This window comes from Streptococcus parauberis NCFD 2020, from assembly GCF_000187935.1.
In the GTDB taxonomy this organism is placed as follows: Bacteria; Bacillota; Bacilli; order Lactobacillales; family Streptococcaceae; genus Streptococcus; species Streptococcus parauberis.
In genome coordinates, this window is sequence record NZ_AEUT02000001.1 from 673302 (window position 1) to 685950 (window position 12649).

At 34.2% G+C, this 12649-nt stretch carries 26 protein-coding genes; all 26 read right to left on the reverse strand.

Annotation, left to right across the window (positions count from 1 at the left end):
- Nucleotides 1–6 precede the first annotated feature (6 nt).
- Nucleotides 7–1719 carry a terminase TerL endonuclease subunit gene (locus SPB_RS03345; RefSeq protein WP_003104576.1) on the reverse strand — a complete coding sequence of 571 codons (1713 nt, stop codon included), beginning with the start codon at nucleotides 1717–1719 and terminating at the stop codon, nucleotides 7–9.
- Entirely contained in the window at nucleotides 1712–2182 is a 471-nt protein-coding gene (locus tag SPB_RS11215) for a helix-turn-helix domain-containing protein (RefSeq protein WP_003105315.1), read from the reverse strand. Before SPB_RS11215 ends, SPB_RS03345 begins: the two co-directional genes overlap by 8 nt.
- 68 nt (nucleotides 2183–2250) lie before the next feature.
- The gene (locus SPB_RS03355; protein ID WP_003104001.1) at nucleotides 2251–2595 is read right to left on the reverse strand and encodes an HNH endonuclease signature motif containing protein; all 345 of its coding nucleotides are present in this window, start codon (nucleotides 2593–2595) and stop codon (nucleotides 2251–2253) included.
- Nucleotides 2596–2880: 285 nt separating this feature from the next.
- A complete protein-coding gene (locus SPB_RS03360; RefSeq protein WP_037621130.1) occupies nucleotides 2881–3294 on the reverse strand; it encodes a DUF722 domain-containing protein in 414 nt (137 codons plus the stop codon).
- Between the two features lie 283 nt (nucleotides 3295–3577).
- Nucleotides 3578–3949: a hypothetical protein gene (locus tag SPB_RS03365; protein ID WP_003103237.1), complete on the reverse strand. Its 372-nt coding sequence runs from the start codon at nucleotides 3947–3949 to the stop codon at nucleotides 3578–3580.
- Nucleotides 3946–4134, reverse strand: coding sequence for a hypothetical protein (locus SPB_RS03370; protein ID WP_003105940.1), 189 nt, complete (start codon nucleotides 4132–4134; stop codon nucleotides 3946–3948). The genes SPB_RS03365 and SPB_RS03370 overlap by 4 nt, the downstream gene beginning before the upstream one ends.
- Nucleotides 4131–4319 carry a hypothetical protein gene (locus tag SPB_RS03375; protein WP_003105853.1) on the reverse strand — a complete coding sequence of 63 codons (189 nt, stop codon included), beginning with the start codon at nucleotides 4317–4319 and terminating at the stop codon, nucleotides 4131–4133. Before SPB_RS03375 ends, SPB_RS03370 begins: the two co-directional genes overlap by 4 nt.
- 17 nt (nucleotides 4320–4336) lie before the next feature.
- Nucleotides 4337–4654 (reverse strand): hypothetical protein, encoded by a 318-nt coding sequence (locus SPB_RS03380; protein ID WP_003105087.1) that lies wholly within the window; start codon nucleotides 4652–4654, stop codon nucleotides 4337–4339.
- Nucleotides 4651–5154: a DUF1642 domain-containing protein gene (locus tag SPB_RS03385; protein WP_003102618.1), complete on the reverse strand. Its 504-nt coding sequence runs from the start codon at nucleotides 5152–5154 to the stop codon at nucleotides 4651–4653. The genes SPB_RS03380 and SPB_RS03385 overlap by 4 nt, the downstream gene beginning before the upstream one ends.
- A 54-nt stretch (nucleotides 5155–5208) precedes the next feature.
- Nucleotides 5209–5382 carry a hypothetical protein gene (locus SPB_RS11325; RefSeq protein WP_175282146.1) on the reverse strand — a complete coding sequence of 58 codons (174 nt, stop codon included), beginning with the start codon at nucleotides 5380–5382 and terminating at the stop codon, nucleotides 5209–5211.
- On the reverse strand, nucleotides 5369–5512 hold the full coding sequence (locus SPB_RS11330) for a hypothetical protein (RefSeq protein ID WP_003105692.1): 144 nt from the start codon (nucleotides 5510–5512) through the stop codon (nucleotides 5369–5371). The genes SPB_RS11325 and SPB_RS11330 overlap by 14 nt, the downstream gene beginning before the upstream one ends.
- A gap of 2 nt (nucleotides 5513–5514) precedes the next feature.
- A complete protein-coding gene (locus SPB_RS03390; RefSeq protein ID WP_003103476.1) occupies nucleotides 5515–5997 on the reverse strand; it encodes a class I SAM-dependent methyltransferase in 483 nt (160 codons plus the stop codon).
- 2 nt (nucleotides 5998–5999) lie between these two features.
- Nucleotides 6000–6209: a hypothetical protein gene (locus SPB_RS03395; protein WP_003103351.1), complete on the reverse strand. Its 210-nt coding sequence runs from the start codon at nucleotides 6207–6209 to the stop codon at nucleotides 6000–6002.
- Nucleotides 6206–6391, reverse strand: coding sequence for a hypothetical protein (locus SPB_RS03400; RefSeq protein ID WP_003105876.1), 186 nt, complete (start codon nucleotides 6389–6391; stop codon nucleotides 6206–6208). Before SPB_RS03400 ends, SPB_RS03395 begins: the two co-directional genes overlap by 4 nt.
- Nucleotides 6388–6558 carry a hypothetical protein gene (locus SPB_RS11335; RefSeq protein WP_003104852.1) on the reverse strand — a complete coding sequence of 57 codons (171 nt, stop codon included), beginning with the start codon at nucleotides 6556–6558 and terminating at the stop codon, nucleotides 6388–6390. The genes SPB_RS03400 and SPB_RS11335 overlap by 4 nt, the downstream gene beginning before the upstream one ends.
- Nucleotides 6555–6968 (reverse strand): YopX family protein, encoded by a 414-nt coding sequence (locus SPB_RS03405; protein ID WP_003105806.1) that lies wholly within the window; start codon nucleotides 6966–6968, stop codon nucleotides 6555–6557. The genes SPB_RS11335 and SPB_RS03405 overlap by 4 nt, the downstream gene beginning before the upstream one ends.
- Nucleotides 6965–7186 (reverse strand): hypothetical protein, encoded by a 222-nt coding sequence (locus SPB_RS03410; protein ID WP_003103392.1) that lies wholly within the window; start codon nucleotides 7184–7186, stop codon nucleotides 6965–6967. The genes SPB_RS03405 and SPB_RS03410 overlap by 4 nt, the downstream gene beginning before the upstream one ends.
- Before the next feature lie 17 nt (nucleotides 7187–7203).
- Nucleotides 7204–7485 carry a hypothetical protein gene (locus tag SPB_RS03415; RefSeq protein ID WP_037621134.1) on the reverse strand — a complete coding sequence of 94 codons (282 nt, stop codon included), beginning with the start codon at nucleotides 7483–7485 and terminating at the stop codon, nucleotides 7204–7206.
- Nucleotides 7486–7560: 75 nt separating this feature from the next.
- On the reverse strand, nucleotides 7561–8016 hold the full coding sequence (locus SPB_RS03420; protein ID WP_003104457.1) for a RusA family crossover junction endodeoxyribonuclease: 456 nt from the start codon (nucleotides 8014–8016) through the stop codon (nucleotides 7561–7563).
- A gap of 23 nt (nucleotides 8017–8039) precedes the next feature.
- On the reverse strand, nucleotides 8040–8792 hold the full coding sequence (locus SPB_RS03425) for a DNA-methyltransferase (protein ID WP_003105713.1): 753 nt from the start codon (nucleotides 8790–8792) through the stop codon (nucleotides 8040–8042).
- Entirely contained in the window at nucleotides 8785–9060 is a 276-nt protein-coding gene (locus SPB_RS03430; protein ID WP_003102766.1) for a nucleotide modification associated domain-containing protein, read from the reverse strand. The genes SPB_RS03425 and SPB_RS03430 overlap by 8 nt, the downstream gene beginning before the upstream one ends.
- Nucleotides 9053–9211, reverse strand: a complete 159-nt coding sequence (locus SPB_RS11340) for a hypothetical protein (protein WP_003103040.1) — start codon at nucleotides 9209–9211, stop codon at nucleotides 9053–9055. Before SPB_RS11340 ends, SPB_RS03430 begins: the two co-directional genes overlap by 8 nt.
- Entirely contained in the window at nucleotides 9186–9533 is a 348-nt protein-coding gene (locus tag SPB_RS03435) for a VRR-NUC domain-containing protein (RefSeq protein ID WP_003105862.1), read from the reverse strand. The genes SPB_RS11340 and SPB_RS03435 overlap by 26 nt, the downstream gene beginning before the upstream one ends.
- The gene (locus SPB_RS03440) at nucleotides 9484–10359 is read right to left on the reverse strand and encodes a bifunctional DNA primase/polymerase (RefSeq protein ID WP_037621136.1); all 876 of its coding nucleotides are present in this window, start codon (nucleotides 10357–10359) and stop codon (nucleotides 9484–9486) included. Before SPB_RS03440 ends, SPB_RS03435 begins: the two co-directional genes overlap by 50 nt.
- Nucleotides 10360–10585: 226 nt before the next feature.
- On the reverse strand, nucleotides 10586–12151 hold the full coding sequence (locus tag SPB_RS03445; protein WP_003105995.1) for a hypothetical protein: 1566 nt from the start codon (nucleotides 12149–12151) through the stop codon (nucleotides 10586–10588).
- A gap of 14 nt (nucleotides 12152–12165) precedes the next feature.
- Nucleotides 12166–12648, reverse strand: coding sequence for a DUF669 domain-containing protein (locus SPB_RS03450; protein ID WP_003104440.1), 483 nt, complete (start codon nucleotides 12646–12648; stop codon nucleotides 12166–12168).
- Nucleotide 12649 lies beyond the last annotated feature (1 nt).

The window sequence follows — 12649 nt, forward strand, 5'->3', positions numbered from 1 at the left end:
CCCTTTCTACTCATAGTAATAAGCTAAATCTTCCCTATGTTGCTCATAGACAATAAATGCATCTAGCTGACTAGCGAATACGTCAATTTTGTCTTTGGCTTTTGCTTTATTTGGAAAAATATTTCCATTAGCATCCACTTTAACCATTACATTTGAGTGATTCCATGTCGATACCTCATCATCAAAAATGATTTTACCCATCTTCGCTTTTTCTTTGTAAACTTTTAAGTGAGAAGATAAATTTTTGACTGTCTGCGGTACGTCGTAACAGATATCACCATAATAATCATTAAACAGTCTCACTAACTCTTTAGCATTCCATCTGTCATATCCAACCGCTATCGGTAATATGTGTTGTTCGTTCATAAACTCACGCAAGTTATCAAAGATATAACGCTGGTCGTTGTAGTCTAATTCGTGGATATGCAGTAAACCTTTAGTTTCCCATTCAAGATATTTCAGTTGCTGGTCTCGTGGTAGACTATCGATTGTTTGTCGTGGCATGTATTTTTTATTGATATATTGTCTTTCTTCTCCATTCACAATCATAAATGAAATTGAGCATATGTCATTTACATCTGACAAGTCGGCACCTAAGACACATCTTGCAGTCTTATCCTCATCACCTTTAAATAAACTAGCATCAAACTTATCTATCCAACCTTTACATTCGTCGTTTGTGAAATAAGCAAGGTAATTATTAATCGGCAAATTGAAAGTCTTAGCCATCAATTCAGCTTGCTTTGCTGGATCGTTACGACTGCTTTCGATATCTTGTGCGATAGTTTCTTTTTCGGTAGTAATCCCAAGCAAAGGCATTGCTTTCATCCACAAATCAGGATTGTTGATTTCTGACACATCGTCTAGCTTATATATCCAAGGCATGACACTATCGTTTGTGACTTTACCTGTTAAGACATCCATCCAATATGAATAATACCTATCAAATAACTTATCTCGTTTAGTACCATTTGTTGATATGTACCAAGTCATCCAGTTTTTACGCTTACGACTTGAACCATCATTAACAACTTTTATAAAGTCATCGTCGTATGTGTGTACTTCATCGAAGATATTGTAATGCGCATTAGTACCATCAAGACTTTCATAGTCTGATGTCTTAATCGACATCAAACTATTTGTCGTTTCGTATAAGATACCTTGTTTAGTAGAGCGTATAACATCAGCTTCACGCATGTAATAGAGTAAACTATCCTCGTTAGACAACATTGCCCTAGAAGCATTAAATAGGAATCCTGCCTGCTCTCGTGAGTAGGCAAGTAGTTGTATGTCAGCTCCATATTCCCCATCAATTATCTGGCCAACTTCACCGATGGCACTTCCTAATGTTGTTTTACCAGTACCGCGAGGAACAATAATAGGCACCTCATGAATAAGGCGCCTTTCTTCTGTAATTTGGTATTCTTCTAATGTATCATGATTTGTTTTAGTGACTAAAGCCTCGTGATAGAAACCCCACGCACTTTCTAACCAAACTTTTTGCGGTAAGGCAAGTTTCAACTTCCCAGATTGGCCTTTTGTGTTGCTGCATTCTTCTTCGATGAATTTAATCCGCTTGTCTGCTTCATCCTGCTTAAAAATGTATTGCTTTTTAAAGCGTTTGATACGTTCTATTTCTAGTTTTGTCGGAATTGATACTGGTATTAGCCCAGATTCAACCATTTCAACATATTTATCAAAGTATTTCATTTTAACCATAATTTGCTAACTTCTCCTTTATCATATTGGATAAGTTATCAGCTTGTGGTTTGACTTTCTCAATGTCAGACATGATTTTCATGTTTAGCTTTTGAAATTTTTCCATTGAGTCTAGAATAAATTTGTCAGGTATCTCTCCACTTGCAATCATCAAGTCAATTTCTTTTTGCAAGCTATCAATTAACTTTTTATTATTATTAAATTGAGTTTTTAACTGCAACACTTCAAACGGATCAGATTTTTCTAAAAGGTATAAATCTTTCACAACTGCTTCATCTATTATTTTGTCTAAATCAATTTTTTTAGTATACTTTACTGTTTGTCTAGCTTCCTTTTTTAGTTGTTCAAAGTGAGTTACATCTACATCATCTTTTGTTTCAGAGACAATGCCAAGCTTTTTCCTATATCTATATAGCGTTGTGCGTGATATATTTAGCAATTCAGCAGCTTCTTCAAGTTTCAATTTATACCTCCTTTCTGTTTCAAGTGTCAAAAAAAATGGGAGAGAGTTTTACAAGAGGAGTACAACCGTTATTCTGGCGCGGTTTTCGAGCGTTTCATAGGGGGGTTATGAAACAAATCAATGGAACGATTATCTAAATTAAAATTTTTTTTATCTCCAAATGTTTTCGTTTGATGACATTTAAAACAAAGCAATTGTAAGTTATCTTCATTAAGTGTGATACTCTCGTCCATATAGTTCTGTGGTGTGATTTCTATGATGTGGTCGACAATAGACTTGCCTTTGATTAACTTACCACACATGTCGCATCGCATCCGTCTATCGTTTCTGATTTTATTTCGTAATGGATGCCAAACTTTTTTATTATTGTAAAACTTTATTTGCCATTGCCTAAACCAGTCTGGATGTTTCATAATTCCTCCATAATAAAAAGCCACTCAATGAGTGACTAGAAAACTAGAACGACACTAATGTCCCGTCCCTTACAAAAGCTTTCGCTTTATTAATAATTGAGATAGCAGGATTCGAACCTGCGATACTTCCGATAGTTATCTCAACCAAATAGTAAGTTCGATTTATTATATGGTAATCGTCTAATCATATGTAGACCAGTTTGTTAATTGTTATCTCTTCTTACTATTCCGATAATACAATAATACAGTAATACAAGTGCGACTAATAGCGGTATTTGTCGCAAGCTATATAATCCCATAATAATCTGCAAAGATTTCCAATATCCTAGCTCGTTTACGATATATTGTAGCTCTGTCGTAACATGTTTTTTGTGCTATTTCTTCCCATGAGTTAACACTACCTCTTGACCATCTTAACCAGAATATTTCTGTTAAATCGTCGTCTAATGTGTCTAGTGTGCTCTCTATCGCTTCTTTCTGTGCGTATAAGCTATTTAACCGTTTATCACTATCCCACCGTTCTATGATGTTCTCTGTTGGTTTAGAAATGCGGTTAGCTTTTCCACCTCCTATGTTTGTGTCTTCGTTTGGAATATCTGTTACTTCCAGTTTTCGTACTGCAATCTTATGTTCAATACTTGGATATTCGAATAGTAATTCATCCAATGCTTTTAATTGCGACATACTAAGTTTCCCCACTATTTGCCCCCCCATTTATGGTATAATATAGTTACGAACTAATACCAAGGCGCTCTTTCGTGGGGCGCTTTTTGTTGTCTTATCGGAGTAGCTATACCTCTTTTCTTTTTTTATTTTCGGACAGGCACACGATCCGTATTGAAATTCTCACGATGCCTTATTGAATAGGATATAACCGATAATATCCGTTAGATTTAGTATTTATGACGTAAGGAGACCTCCATTTTTTTAATTTCGGTTAATACCAACCGAGCGAGTCGAACGCTCGTGATACCGTTGTTGGTTATTTTAGTTGCATAATCATATCAATATGCGGTGATAGAATAGGAATTAATGCTCTGGTTATGCACCAAACGACAATAATAACTGCTGTCAATATACTTGTATTTTTGAGCACCGCCTTTTCTCTTGTAACATCATTATTAAAATCAATGGCCACCTCTAAACTTGTAAACGCCCATAAAAGAATAAATAACAAAGGTATTACTAATGCACCTAACCATGATATAGATTGTAAAAACCTATACCACTGCCATTCATGTAACAACCGCTCATAAATCTGTGGTGCATTCATATTCAGACTGCTTACAATTTTCTCTAGTTCACTAGCTGATATATCTAAAATCTTTGCTAGTGGTTTAATTAGTTCGTTCATTTTATTTTCTCCATTTCAGCTACTGATTCAATTGTAAGCCAACCTTTAAAGTCATTTTTACTGCAATTGCCAACTAAATTATATACTTGTTCAAAAAATTCTAAACCTGCATGATACTCGTTTTTAGCTTCGATTTCTTTGTCCATTCCAAAATCTTTAAAATATCCTCTTACTAGATATATCATTTCAACTCCTCCAATTCTGACAGCGGAACAAATTCAAACTGTGGAAACTGTTCTGCTTCTTTGCGTTTTATACGACGTGCCTTATTGATATTTCGTGTCATAACTAAAAAGCCAATCCTACTTCTCCACAGAACGTAATAATTCTCATCGATTTTTGACTGCAACACTCCTAACTCTTTATTCATTCTATGTCCTCTTTCTTTTAACCCCACGAAATAAGAATAAATCTATCTAAAATCATATGATTACCAAAAATAGTATAAATAGACTCTGTTTTTAATTTTTCAACTTTAAAACCTTCACCAAGCCGATTTTTAAGCAAATCAATTGTCCTTTCGTCACCTAATCTTTTTGCAAGATATTTATCTGGTTCTTTTCCAATATTGATACGATAGGCGTTGTACCCTTCCATAGCTGTTTTTTTGATTTTTGCTTCAAGGTTACATTTATCAAAATACCGATTAAACCATTTCTCATGGCTTTCGTCACCTAATTCTTTTACTTCATCAAATAAACTCATTCCGTCACCTCTTTCGCCCATCTAAACGCCCAGTCAAAATCTTTGCGGATTTCTTCTTCGGTTAAATACATGCCCTTTGTAAAATCATTAGTTGAGTAAGTTGTTACAATTCTTACTTTTCCTTCCACCCATTTTTCAAGTCTCAAAGCTTTTTGCTTATCATTCGGATTTGGAATCTCCACTGTATACAACTTCTCTTTTTCGACTGTGTAGCCGAATTGGTGCATGTTGATTAGTTTGCGAACTGGATTATTTGTTTTTTCCATCCAATAATAAAAGTCATCTTTTTTTGGTTTTAAATCATAGATTGACATTTGATATAAATACAAATCATATTCTAAATCTTCCTTATGCTCTTCATACCACTCAGCCACAAACTTCGGCACGACTGTTTTTGGTTGGTCGAGTTGGTCTAATATATTTATTGCAAATCCTGCAGGAACCAAACCTGTTCCTTTTTGGCATTCTTTAATAGCTTCTTTCGCTTCTTTTTTATTCATTTGTTACCTCTTTCTTCTTCAAAATGTAATAAAGGTGTTCTTCAAATTCGTTCATCAGCAACCACCTCCGCAACCTGAATCGATTCGCTCTTTAAATATTTCAATGTCATCTACCACATCTGCCAACACTCGTTTTTCTTGGTTTATGTCTTTTTCACTTGCACCGTCACGTTCAATATAATGTTCTAATGCGTGTTTTAGGATGTGTAATCTTCTAAATTCGTTCATGCTGTGCCTCGCTACAATATCGTTTAAGAAGTTTACTTAGTTCTTTTTCGTACTCATCAGGCATAAGCAATTCAGTATATGCCCGCATTTGTAATTTTTCATACTCGACTTCGTATTCTTGTCTTGTCATCCCTATCCTCCATTTCCAGTAAGTTCAAATTTCATAAACGTCATCCAGTGAGTTGTTCCTCGTTGCTGTCCAAAAAGTGGTCTAAACGGTATTGCTGATAAAACCTCTTTTACATTTACCTGACAATCAGACCATTTAAAAACTAAAGTGCCACCAACTTTTAAAGCTCGCATACATTCTTCAAAGCCTTTTGAAATATCTTCTTTCCAGTTGTCTTTATCAAGTTGGCCATACTGTGCTTTCATAATTGAATTCTGGCCAACATGTTTTAAATGTGGCGGATCAAACACAACCAAGTTAAATGTATTGTCTTCAAATGGCATATTTCTAAAATCTCCAACAACATCAGGTTGAACATTTACATGCTTCCCATGAATGTCAAATGTCTCTTGTCTGATATCCATAAAAATGGTATGTTTTTCATTTTTGTCAAACCAAAATAACCGACTGCCACAACAAGCATCTAAAATTTTAATTTCTGACATCTTCACCCTCCGTTCTTCGTTAATTCCGCAATCCTAGCAGTCTTATCAGCTGATTCTTCACTAACTTTTTTAAGCTGTTTCTGCGTTCTATCTAGTTGTTTAGTTAGTCCGTCGATTTGTGGTTGGTAGTAAACATTAGAAATGTATACACCAAGACTAAAAATAATAAACAGGAACACTGCGAGTAACAAATTTTCTAACCAGTCTGTCATTCTTGTACCTCGTAATTCAGTGCATTCATCAAAAACGGATTATCTTCTGCAATTTCTTCTAATTGATAAACTTCAACAATTTCTCTTTCAATAAGTTCATCAAGTATTTCTTCTTTTGCTAATGCTCTATTTGCATAGTCAATTGGCAAAGTCATCATTCCTGCTTTATTGTTTTCTTTCATTCTTCCACCTCTTTATAAGACAGCGTAACTACTAACTTCCTACCTGAACCATTGTCAGTCAATTCAGCAGTACACACTGTTGAGTTGTCATTTCTTAAATAAACCAAAAGGTCCATTATAGTTGCATTCAAAAAATCTTGTGGTGTTTTAATTTCAATGTTGTTCATTCTTCCACGCTTTCTAGTTCGTAAATGTTGCCGATGACTTCATTCTCATCTACTTCGCTCCAAAGCGATATTGCTTGTTTATTTTTATCATCAACAATCAACCAACTACCTTCTAAAAATGTGACAACACCTTTTATTTCATCAACTATCTGTTCACCTTTGAACTTAGGTATTGAAAATGTTTGCTTAACAATATCCCCTTCAAAAATTTCTTTTCCGTTTTTATCAAACAAACCTGTGGATTGCATCAAATGGTACTCACCATCATTTAATATCGTCGTAAAAAATTCATCAAATTTATCACCAATAGGTGAGCAATGTGCAGCGAGGTTGTTTTTTGTCCAAAATAAACCTCTAACTCCACGCATAATCTGTTGATTCTTATCCCAAGCTCTAAATTTTGGTATCATTCCACTTCCTCCATTAATTTCCTCATACGAGTAAGAACATTTTTGTCTGGTAAGTCTTCCTCGTTATATAACCGATTAGCTTTATTTGCTGAAACGTTTAGCATTTTGCCAATCTCTACATAATTATCAGTATTTAACCAATCTTTAAAATTCCTTAGTTCGTCCAATGGTGTTAAATACTGCTTGTTGGTGACAGTTACTGCGAACTTTGTTTTCAATTTATTGCTTCCTGTGGTCATATGTATAAACTTTCTATCATAGCCATTTTGTTTTTAATTCTCCTAATGGCACGCTGTTTTTCTCTCTCCTCCGATTCATCAACTAGATATTTCCTAGCAATAGCAAGTTCCTTCATCGGATTTTTCTCTCTTTGGCTTACGGACAAACTGATCATGGCCTTGAATTCTTTTTCAGTGTAATATTTTTCAAAATATAGCAATTTTGACGGCGCTGGTAGTCTCCCAATTCTTTTTTGACTGTGCACAAGATTGATATATTCTGTGATATGTTTTCCCATCTGTCATTCCAAATTCGTCATACAGGCTTTTTCTTATATCTTCATCAAATCTTTTGTAAAATTCATCTACTAAATTCATAATTCTGTAATTTCAACCTCAATTCTAGGATTTGGACTGTATACCTTTTTTGCAACCAGATAGCATATAATGTTGTCATCAGACCAAACTTTATTTGATTTTGTGATACTGTCAAAAACAGACTTTACTAGATTATCGATATCAGGAAGCTTGTCGTGCCATATAAGTTCTTTAACAAACCTGATGAACTTTTCCTTAGTCGACTGTCTTGAACGCTCTGACGGCTCTTTTTTGAGTTTCTCAGGGGCTTCCATGAAGAAAGTGACATCTACTTTTATTGGTGTCTCGTAAAATGGCCCTTTGTATAGATTTTTGACTAGCATTGTGCAAGCACGTCGCCAAACTCTCATGTTCCTATCTTCTCTGACAATAATGCGATTGTTTTTTATTGATGATCGTGGTCTGCTCTGTGGTTTTGGTTCTATCGGTATTATTAATTTATAAGTATTCAAATATATCTGTCTGCCTTCCTCTTTCAAAATAAACTGGTTTGAAAGGTACTTAACATTTCTGATTGTGCCTTATTGTAAAAATCTTTCTTGATTTCAAACCCATAAGCACAGCGATTCATTTCAATGGCGGCTCGAATAGTTGACCCACTTCCAGCTACTGGATCAATAACAACATCCTCAGGGTCTGTAAAGATTTCAATTAATCGTTTTAAAACTGGTATTGGTTTCTGTGTTGGGTGAATTGTTGGATATGAGCTGTCCTTTTCCCAAACCATATGATTTAGAACCATTGAGCCATTGTTGTTAAATTTCGGTAGTTTATCACGATATAAAACAGTTGCTTCTTCGGTAGCTCCAACAATTTTCATATTTGCTTTTAAAACTTGAGGGCTTGATTTCTTAGTAAAATACAATGGATATGCGTTATTAAAACCATGCTTTTTTCCACACTGGATAACCATCTCTCTTTGTTGCCATGAATGAAAGACTATCATCGCTGGGGCTTGCCCTTTTTCTTTTGGTTCTTTTTTTAGCAACCTTGCACAAAAATCAAAGAAGTTATTAATTTTGAAATCATTATCAGTATCAAAGAATGACTTTCCAGCTAGTTTTGACTCTCCGTTTTTATTACTACCATTTTCATACCACCGCGGATCACTTGCATAAGCGTTATTACCTAAATTATATGGAATATCTGCGATAATTAATTGCGCTCTTGGAATTTGATACCGTTTTGCATTTTCGAAGTGGTCATTAAATAATTCATATCTAGCCATTCTTACCCTCCAACCAGACCGCTAACATTAAGCAATAATTGGCCATGTCCTTAAGGGTGTCTGATAAACTTTCTTTTACATTAGCTTCGCTTTTTATTAGGTTTTTTAAACGAGTAAACTTATCCATGATTCTTGTAACGCCTGCTATGATACCTAACTCATTTAACGATTCTTCAAATGAACTGCCATAATCTGCATTCTTCTTCAAAAACGTTTGAAAATTTTCGTCGTATACTTTTTGCATTGTTTCTGCGTTTATCTTATCCATTCATCACCTCAATTGGTCTCTCTTTTTTAACTGTTATCGGTAAGTGATTGTAAAACCATTCAGCCTGTTCCATTGTGTCAAAGTAATGTTTTTCATATTCCGTCACAAACCAATTTTTACGTTGCTTAATTAATACTTGATATTTTTTCATCTTCAATTATCTCCAATGCATCTTCCACAGACCTAGCCACACCAGCTAGTGCGCCTTTAGATTTTGCTACTTTCATAAAATTTTCTTGTTCTGGTCTTACTCGACCTTTATTGTCTTTTACTTCTATAAAAAATATTTGTCCATCTTGCCTATATCCAAATAAATCTGGGAAGCCTTTAGGTGCTCCTGTAGAAAACCATCTACCATCTTTCATCTTGACTTTGCCAACATTTATCCTAAAGCAAGGAATGCCTAACTTTGTAAGTTCCAATCTAATAAGAGATTGAATATCGTGTTCCGACTTTTCGTTTTGCTGATTCAATAGTTAGTTCGAACTCCTCTCTCGTAAATACATCTCTACCTTTAACAGTTCCAATGACTGAAGACAAATCATCAATATCAATATCGTTTTCAAACGCCCAACAAGCACCCTTAAATAAATCATCATTCCTGTTATACGATGTTCCAGTGGCAACTCTTTCATAAGCTTCTCTACCTTCATGGTTTCCTGTTGATTTTGGTTTAACAATTGAACCACTAAAGTAAGTAGTAAAGTTTTCTTTTGGCTTGAATATTTCTTCTTCAAATTTTCCATTATAGTAAGGTAAGTTTTTAACTGCTTTTAAAACCTCACGTCCATCAGATGGGAAAATTTTGACATAGTTATTGTCATGCGCTTTGATATCAATACTTGGAAGTACACTTGGTTTTTGTGAGTAATTAACACCATCACGTTTTTTAAACAAGACATGCATGCCACCACTTTTTGTGATTTCCACAAACGTATTTTTAAAATTACCAATCAATTCTTCTTTATATTCACTTTTTAATAGAGAAGAATAACCATCTAAACCATTGTTATAACGTTCTGTTGATAGCACTGATAGCAAATCAACACCAAGCGTTTTTATCATCGTTTTTAATTCTTTAGCTAATTTTTCATCTGTCATTTTGTGAGTATCAATATCTATACACCACATTCCTCTCATGAGTAGTGCATAGTCACATTCAAGCCAATTAATGCTTTTTATAATGTCCTCTGTTATTTGGATATCTTTAAATTTAATTATCGGTCTACCAGTCTTTTTGTTAAGTGGTATGACTTGATAACCTTTTTTTAGAAATGATAGTGCTGTAGTGTGGTGCATTTAATAATTACCAAATCGACACTTGATAAAATCATCTAATAAAGCTTGTCATATCAACCAAAACACCTAATACAGTTATTTTTTTACACCCCAAGGGTCTATATATATAATTAATACTTAACAATCATTGTTTAGACTTAATTGTTGTATTAAGTGTTTTCTTGTTTTTGTACTCTCTAAGCGTTGATATGACTGACTTTTTATTGCACTTAATAGAACTACTTAATTAAGTGTTATCAAGTGTATCAAGTGCAAATTTGTCAAATCTATTTTTATTGATGACTAAATACGTCGCTTTCCTTTCACCATTAATAGTTTTTGTTTGTTGTTTGACTCCTATTTCAGATAATGCTTTTCCAATAGCTCTGCGATTAGTTCCATATGTTTGTTTAGATAAATCAATTATTTCTTTTTCTCGAGGAACAAACTCAACTTCTTGAAGTGCATTTATCAAAGCGATTTGAAACTCGTCTAAATCAATATCATTAAAAACTTCAACATTTTTCCAGCGATATTGACCGCCTATTTTATTGAAATACTCAAGCGAGTTGATTAAGAAGCCAATACATCCAGAAATTTTAGGATTTTTATCACGATCAGTGAATGCGTTCCAGTATTTTCTAAAAATCTGTTCACGCTCAATATCAGTTTCTTTTTTAGGTCTATCTTTAAATTGAATTAAGACTTTCCGTCCGTCCATTTCATCTGATAGCGCAACTGTTCTGTTTGTATCTACACATAGGACTGATGTTAGATTTACCATTGACTGATTTTGTCCGATTGCTCGTGCTACGTGTGATTTTTCAGTAGCTATAATTTTAAGGACACGTTCCATTGCGTTACCTTGAATATCCCCCTGTTCTGTTGCTAGTGCCATTTCTCCACCAGAGAACATAGACCAAGCTTGCAATGCTTCAAAGCCATTACTTTTGAGCGTATCTAACTCAACATCAATCTTATTAAAGAGTCCAGATAGTGCTATGTGACGTAGCCCCTTCCCCGTCCGTACCCCAGATTTTGAGATAAAGAAATTTGTTTTAGGTCTGACACCGCATGCAACTTGAGCGATAAAGTAAGATTGTAGTATTGCGTTGTTTAATGAATTATCATCTGCGATGACATATTCGAGATATTCTTTTGCAATTTTTCGTCCATCCATAGCAGTTTCATAATCGACATCATAATATTTAAAATACGATACGTTTTGCATTGGTGACTCGTTAATAATTTCAGATTTTTCAAGATCAATAATAAAATCACGCCCAGCGATTTGGTAAGGTTCTAAATAGTTTATTGGTTTAACGTTTAGTGTTTTGTGTACACCGCTAAGAACTTCTAGAACGTGACCAGAATCTTTAAAACCGTATCTACTTTGGAGTGTGAACTCGTCAATTAATTTAAACTGCTTATTTCTTACGTCGTATAATTTACTCCCATTAAAAGTGTAAATGCCTAAAATGTAATCAATGACTAATTTTGCAAACGGTGGGAAGTTGTTCTCTACCTCATAAACGAGATATTCTGATTTTTCTTTTGATTGTTTGACTTCCGTTGTTCCAAATAAATATTTAAATGTTTGCCTACCGTTTGAAGTGATATACATAATATCTTCATCTTTAACGAGCGTTGAAAAATATAATTTTTGAATATATCCACTAGGATCTATTGGAACTATTTTAAAGAGTTGTTTTCTAAGTTCAGCTTTCATCACTGACTCCCCGAAGACTGGAGAACCCCAGTCTGCTTCGGTTGTCAATTTCGAAATAGCTTCTATAAATTCATTATTTGTCATTTATCCCCCTGATATTAAAATGGTAAATCATCTTCTTTTAAGTCAGCTTGTGAAAACCCTGTGCTATCTGTTTTTTCTTTCCATGTGTGAGCGATATTTGGGAAGTCTGTTTTATTAAAGAATTGAACTTTAGGTGTGACTTTACCGTTGTAATTATCTAGTTTAATTTTTCCTTTAGCAGCTCTACCTTTAAAATCATTAATAAAATCTTCAAAAGTTGCATAATTTTTTTCTTGACCAATAAATGCGCTAGCTTTACCCATTAATTGTTTTAAATTATATTTATTTGTAGCAGTTAATCGATACTGACGATCCCACACACGGAAATTTTGCATGTCTTGTTTGACGTCGTTTCGGACGACAAGTTCTAACGTAACACTGTGGTTTGTTCCGCTCTGTGTTGGTTCTTCGTATGCATCTTTTACGATAAATTCATAAAATTTTTCTTCAAATGATTTAAATTCTTGTACTTCTGAAAAATCTGTTGTAAATGCCATT

Coding starts and splice junctions, on each gene's coding strand:
- SPB_RS03450 (WP_003104440.1), bottom strand. CDS start 12,648: ATGGCATTTACAACAGATTTTTCAGAAGTACAAGAATTTAAATCATTT.
- SPB_RS03390 (WP_003103476.1), bottom strand. CDS start 5,997: ATGTCAGAAATTAAAATTTTAGATGCTTGTTGTGGCAGTCGGTTATTT.
- SPB_RS03440 (WP_037621136.1), bottom strand. CDS start 10,359: ATGCACCACACTACAGCACTATCATTTCTAAAAAAAGGTTATCAAGTC.
- SPB_RS03445 (WP_003105995.1), bottom strand. CDS start 12,151: ATGACAAATAATGAATTTATAGAAGCTATTTCGAAATTGACAACCGAA.
- SPB_RS03370 (WP_003105940.1), bottom strand. CDS start 4,134: ATGATATATCTAGTAAGAGGATATTTTAAAGATTTTGGAATGGACAAA.
- SPB_RS03395 (WP_003103351.1), bottom strand. CDS start 6,209: ATGACAGACTGGTTAGAAAATTTGTTACTCGCAGTGTTCCTGTTTATT.
- SPB_RS03405 (WP_003105806.1), bottom strand. CDS start 6,968: ATGATACCAAAATTTAGAGCTTGGGATAAGAATCAACAGATTATGCGT.
- SPB_RS03415 (WP_037621134.1), bottom strand. CDS start 7,485: ATGGGAAAACATATCACAGAATATATCAATCTTGTGCACAGTCAAAAA.
- SPB_RS03400 (WP_003105876.1), bottom strand. CDS start 6,391: ATGAAAGAAAACAATAAAGCAGGAATGATGACTTTGCCAATTGACTAT.
- SPB_RS03430 (WP_003102766.1), bottom strand. CDS start 9,060: ATGGATAAGATAAACGCAGAAACAATGCAAAAAGTATACGACGAAAAT.
- SPB_RS03355 (WP_003104001.1), bottom strand. CDS start 2,595: ATGAAACATCCAGACTGGTTTAGGCAATGGCAAATAAAGTTTTACAAT.
- SPB_RS03375 (WP_003105853.1), bottom strand. CDS start 4,319: ATGAATAAAGAGTTAGGAGTGTTGCAGTCAAAAATCGATGAGAATTAT.
- SPB_RS03365 (WP_003103237.1), bottom strand. CDS start 3,949: ATGAACGAACTAATTAAACCACTAGCAAAGATTTTAGATATATCAGCT.
- SPB_RS03345 (WP_003104576.1), bottom strand. CDS start 1,719: ATGGTTAAAATGAAATACTTTGATAAATATGTTGAAATGGTTGAATCT.
- SPB_RS11330 (WP_003105692.1), bottom strand. CDS start 5,512: ATGACAAGACAAGAATACGAAGTCGAGTATGAAAAATTACAAATGCGG.
- SPB_RS11340 (WP_003103040.1), bottom strand. CDS start 9,211: ATGAAAAAATATCAAGTATTAATTAAGCAACGTAAAAATTGGTTTGTG.
- SPB_RS11325 (WP_175282146.1), bottom strand. CDS start 5,382: ATGAACGAATTTAGAAGATTACACATCCTAAAACACGCATTAGAACAT.
- SPB_RS03385 (WP_003102618.1), bottom strand. CDS start 5,154: ATGAATAAAAAAGAAGCGAAAGAAGCTATTAAAGAATGCCAAAAAGGA.
- SPB_RS11335 (WP_003104852.1), bottom strand. CDS start 6,558: ATGAACAACATTGAAATTAAAACACCACAAGATTTTTTGAATGCAACT.
- SPB_RS03380 (WP_003105087.1), bottom strand. CDS start 4,654: ATGAGTTTATTTGATGAAGTAAAAGAATTAGGTGACGAAAGCCATGAG.
- SPB_RS03425 (WP_003105713.1), bottom strand. CDS start 8,792: ATGGCTAGATATGAATTATTTAATGACCACTTCGAAAATGCAAAACGG.